Genomic DNA, 4,410 nt, shown 5'->3' with positions numbered 1-4,410 from the left:
CTGTTTATGGCCTGATCGTCGTCGAAGAGGTCGCGCTCGCTGCCGTCTTCCAGAAGCGCCATGGCCGTGGACTTCTGGATTTCTATGATGACAGGGGTGGAGAAAGTGCCGGAAGCGAGGTTCGGGCGTATGTGGATGGAATCCACCTTGCCGATGCGTATGCCCATGAAATACACGGGCGAGCCCTGGGTCAGGCCCTTGAGGGAAGTGTCGAAATAGAGCACGAAAGTGGGGTTCCTGTCGCCCAGCCTGCCGGAACCGAGCAGGAGAATGAAGGCGATGAAAAGCGCGAGAGCGCCGAGGACGAAGAACCCGATGAAGGTTTTGGTGCCGCGTTCCGTCATGAGATGCCTCCGCGGTCGCGGCCTTTGCCGCGCGTCAGAAATTCCACCACGTCGTCGGGCCCGCTTCTGAGCAGCTCGTGCGGGTCGCCCCCGGCGATCATGGTTTTCGTCTTCGCGTCGAGGAAGACGGAGTTGTTTGCTATGGCGAAAATGCTGGCGAGCTCGTGGGTCACGACCACCACGGTCATGCCCAGCGTGTCCCTGAGCTGAAGGATGAGCTCGTCGAGCCTTGCGGCGCTCACCGGGTCGAGGCCTGCGGAGGGTTCGTCGAAATACACCACGTCCGGGTCGAGGGCGAGGGCGCGGGCGAGCCCGGCGCGCTTCTTCATGCCGCCGCTGATTTCCGAGGGGTAGAAGTCCTCAAAGCCCGCAAGGCCCACAAGGGCGAGCTTGAAGGAGGCTATGTCGCGTATCTCCTTTGCGGAGAGGCTGGTATAGTATTCCAGGGGCAGGGCCACGTTTTCGGCAAGGGTGCGCGAGGTCCAGAGCGCGCCGCTCTGGAACATGACGCCCGTGCGGCGCATGATCTCTTCGCGCTCCTTCGTGCCCGCGCCCCAGAAATCCTCCTGCCCGTAGTACACCTTGCCTTCCGCCGGGGGGGTGAGGCCCATGAGCACGCGCAGAAGCGAGCTTTTGCCGCAGCCCGAGCCGCCCATGATGATGAAAATATCGCCCTTTCTCACGGTGAAGGAAAGGCCGTGCTGCACCACGCGGGAGCCGTAGGCCACGGTCACGTTTTCCGCCGTGACGGCGGCGTGTTCTGCAATGAGGCCTGTCATAGGTCAAGTACCGTGAAGATGATGGTGATGACGGACGTGGCCACGATGATGCCCACGATGGAGGAGACCACGGCCGCCGTGGTGGCCCGGCCCACGGCCGAGGCGTTGCGGCCGCAGCGTATGCCCTGGTAGCAGCCGCACAGGGAAATGATGAAGCCGAACACGAAGGCGTGCAGGAGGCCTATCCACACATAGCTCAGGCTCATGAATTCCAGCGTGTTGGAAAGATAGGAGGCCGGGGATATGCCGAGCATGAGCACGCCTACGAGAAAGCCGCCCGCCATGCCCGCCACGTCGGCGTAGAGGGTGAGAAGCGGCGTCATGAGCGCCATGCCCAGAACGCGCGGCAGTACCAGAAAATCCGTGGGGGAAATGCCGAAGCCGGTGAGCGCGTCCACTTCCTCATTGACCTGCATGCTGCCTATGACGGCCGCGAACGACGCCCCGGTGCGGCCGGAGAGCACGATGCCCGTGAGCACCGGCCCCATGACGCGCACCATGGACACTCCCACCAGCGAGGCCACATAGATTTCCGCGCCGAAGAGCTTGAGCTGCATGGAGCTCACGAAGGCGAGGATAAGCCCGAGCAGGAGGCTTGTGAGGGTGACGATGGGCAGGGCGTCCACCCCACATTCGCGAAAGACCGCCCACATGTCGCGGGAGCTGCACGAGGCGCGGCCCGTGAAGAAGCGCCCCATGCTCTGCGCCGTTTCGCCGATGAAGTTCACCACGTCTGCGGTGATGCCGGGCCAGGCGAGGCATTTGTCGCCCACCATTTCCAGAAAGCCCGTTTCTTTTTTTTTCACGCCCGTATCGCGGGGGGGCACGGCAAGGGCCATGTCCAGCATGGGGGCCATGCCTTCGGGCAGGGCGGAGGCGTCCACCTCAACGCCCCGGGCGGAGGCTTCCCGCGCCACGGCGTAGAAGGCGGCGAGAAGCGGGCTGCCCCAGCCTTCCAGTTCCGGGGCGAGAAGGCGCACGGAGCGCACGTCGCCTTCAAGCGCGGCGAGGGCGCGGGCCGTGAGCTCTTCACAGGACGAAGGGCCGGAGGTGTTGCCGGTCCATGATCCGGAAACGGAAACGATGAGTTCGCCCGGCTGTTTTCGTATGTCGAACGTGGGCTGCATGATCACTCCTCAGGTGAGGGCCGCATGCCTTCGGAAGGCCGGGCCCGCCTGCCGGAAATACGGTTGCATCCTGCCCCGCGAGTCCGGGAAAAGCGTTTTTTCAAGTCGTCTGCCCCTTCGGGGAGCGCGTTCTTTGCAGGAATCTTTCGGGATGCCGGAAAAAATCTTCCGGGGAGGCTTTTGCTCCTCCCCTGTTTTCCCACGGGTGCGGAAAAAAGGAAATGTTTTTTTTTGCGCCGCAGAAATTGCCGCCGCTTTTTCGGGGGGAAAAGGGCCCGGGCAAAGGAAAAAAGCCCCGGCGGGGAGAGCCGCCGGGGATGGTTTTCGTCAGTTCATGTGCATGGCTTCGCGCACCAGTTCCATGGTGGCGTCTATGGAAGCCTTGGCCTTCTTCCTGCCTTCGGCGAGGATTTCCTCCACCATGCCGGGCCTGGCCAGAATGGCGGCGCGCCTCTCGTGCAGGGGCTCAAGGAAGTTCTGGAGGTTCTGCATGAAGATTTTCTTGCATGCCACGCAGCCCATGGTGGCGTGGGTGCAGGCCTCGCATACCTCGGCCTGTGTCTCCTTGTCCGCGAGAAGCCTGTGGTAGGGGAAGAGGTTGCACACTTCGGGGTTGCCGGGGTCGCTCTTGCGCAGGCGCGCCGGGTCGGTGAACATGCCGCGGATCTTGGGGGTCAGCTCTTCCAGCGTATCCTGGAGGAAGATGCCGTTGCCGTAGCTTTTGGACATTTTGCGTCCGTCCAGCCCCGGGCACTTGGCCGCAGGGGTGAGCCTGGCCTCGGGTTCGGGAAAGACTTCGACGCCGTACATGGTGTTGAAGCGGCGCACGATTTCACGGGCGAGCTCCAGATGCGGCTGCTGGTCCTGCCCCACAGGCACCCAGCGCGGACGATGCTGGATGATATCCGCCGTCATGAGCACGGGGTAGCCCAAAAAGCCGTAGTTGCCGAGGTCCTTGTCGGTAATCTGCTGCTGCTGTTCCTTGTAGGTAGGGCAGCGCTCCAGCCAGCCGAGGGGGGTGATCATGGAGAGCAGAAGGTGCAGTTCCGCCGTTTCTTTGATATCGGACTGGCGGTAGATAGCGCATTTTTCCGGGTCCAGCCCGGCGGAGAGCCAGTCCACCACCATGTCGCGCACGAATTCGGGCAGGCGCGAGGTGTCGGCGTAGTTGCTGGTCAGGGCGTGCCAGTCGGCCACGAAGAAGAAGGCCTCATGGTCGTTCTGCATCTCGACCCAGTTCTTGAGCGCGCCGAAATAGTGGCCGATATGAAGAGGCCCGGTGGGCCGCATGCCTGAAACAGTGCGTTGGTTCGCCGTCATGGCGTGTCTCCTGATGGATGGGAAAAGGGGAAGGGATCAGATGCCGACTATCCAGAGCGCGAAGTTCCACGAGCCCCGGATGAGCGGCAGGAGTATGGAGCTTGCGAGGCCGCTTGCAAGCAGCAGCACGAGCACAAGGAAGCCGTAGCGCTCCACGCGCTGGAACTGGAGGGAGATCTGCCCGGGAAGCAGCATTTCCAGGATGCGGCCCCCGTCCAGCGGGGGGATGGGCAGAAGGTTGATCCAGGCCAGGGCAAAGTTGGCGGAAATGCCTATCTGGCACATTTCCAGGAGGAATTTGCCCGTGGAGGTATGCATGAGAAATTCCGCAGGAGCGAAGAGCAGAAGGCGCAGGGCCACGGCAAAGAGCATGGCAAGGGCCATGTTGGTGAGCGGCCCGGCCGCGGAAACCAGGAGCATGCCCTTGCGGTAGTTGCGGAAATGGCGGGGATTGACGGGCACGGGTTTTGCCCAGCCGAACACGAAGGGCGAGAAGAGGGCCGTGAAGACGAAGACGGCCGTGCCCGCCGGGTCGATGTGGGGCAGGGGGTTGAGGGTGAGGCGGCCCAGCATGCGGGCCGTGGGGTCTCCGCAGCGCAGCGCTGCCCAGCCGTGGGCCACTTCATGAAGGATGATGCCCAGGAGCACGGGCACGAAGGCCACGGCGAGATAGGAGATTTTTGCGGCGATATCTGAGGTGAACATGGGGGCTTCGATAGCATATTTGCGCGCGCTTCGCAAGGACGGCCCTGCGCAGCTTCCGGGGCAGGGCGCGCGGCCTTTCCCGCTGCGGCTCGTGCGGGAGGCGGCGGGCAGGGCCTGGTTCTTCGGGCCGGGATC

At 63.3% G+C, this 4,410-nt stretch carries 5 protein-coding genes; all 5 read right to left on the bottom strand.

Features of this window, described 5'->3' with window-relative positions; genetic code table 11:
- Positions 1–344, bottom strand: a 344-nt coding sequence (locus tag K8W16_RS04570; RefSeq protein WP_304121517.1) for an MlaD family protein, incomplete at its 3' end; no start/stop codon positions are given.
- Positions 341–1,123, bottom strand: a complete 783-nt coding sequence (locus K8W16_RS04565; protein WP_304121514.1) for an ABC transporter ATP-binding protein — start codon at positions 1,121–1,123, stop codon at positions 341–343. The genes K8W16_RS04565 and K8W16_RS04570, both read right to left, overlap by 4 nt.
- The gene (locus K8W16_RS04560) at positions 1,120–2,250 is read right to left on the bottom strand and encodes an ABC transporter permease (RefSeq protein WP_304121512.1); all 1,131 of its coding nucleotides are present in this window, start codon (positions 2,248–2,250) and stop codon (positions 1,120–1,122) included. The genes K8W16_RS04565 and K8W16_RS04560 overlap by 4 nt, the downstream gene beginning before the upstream one ends.
- Positions 2,251–2,577: 327 nt before the next feature.
- On the bottom strand, positions 2,578–3,570 hold the full coding sequence (gene trpS, locus K8W16_RS04555; protein ID WP_304121510.1) for a tryptophan--tRNA ligase: 993 nt from the start codon (positions 3,568–3,570) through the stop codon (positions 2,578–2,580).
- A 36-nt stretch (positions 3,571–3,606) separates the two neighbouring features.
- Positions 3,607–4,410, bottom strand: an 804-nt coding sequence (locus K8W16_RS04550; protein ID WP_369694455.1) for a site-2 protease family protein, incomplete at its 5' end; no start/stop codon positions are given.

Source organism: Mailhella massiliensis (genome assembly GCF_020741395.1).
GTDB lineage: Bacteria > Desulfobacterota > Desulfovibrionia > Desulfovibrionales > Desulfovibrionaceae > Mailhella > Mailhella massiliensis_A.
The sequence above is the reverse complement of the archived record's forward strand: the minus strand, read 5'-3'. Positions and strand labels throughout refer to the sequence as shown.

What these genes read in the sequence shown, in the direction of transcription:
- K8W16_RS04560 (WP_304121512.1), bottom strand. Translation starts at nt 2,250, where the DNA reads ATGCAGCCCACGTTCGACATACGAAAACAGCCGGGCGAACTCATCGTT.
- trpS (WP_304121510.1), bottom strand. Translation starts at nt 3,570, where the DNA reads ATGACGGCGAACCAACGCACTGTTTCAGGCATGCGGCCCACCGGGCCT.
- K8W16_RS04565 (WP_304121514.1), bottom strand. Translation starts at nt 1,123, where the DNA reads ATGACAGGCCTCATTGCAGAACACGCCGCCGTCACGGCGGAAAACGTG.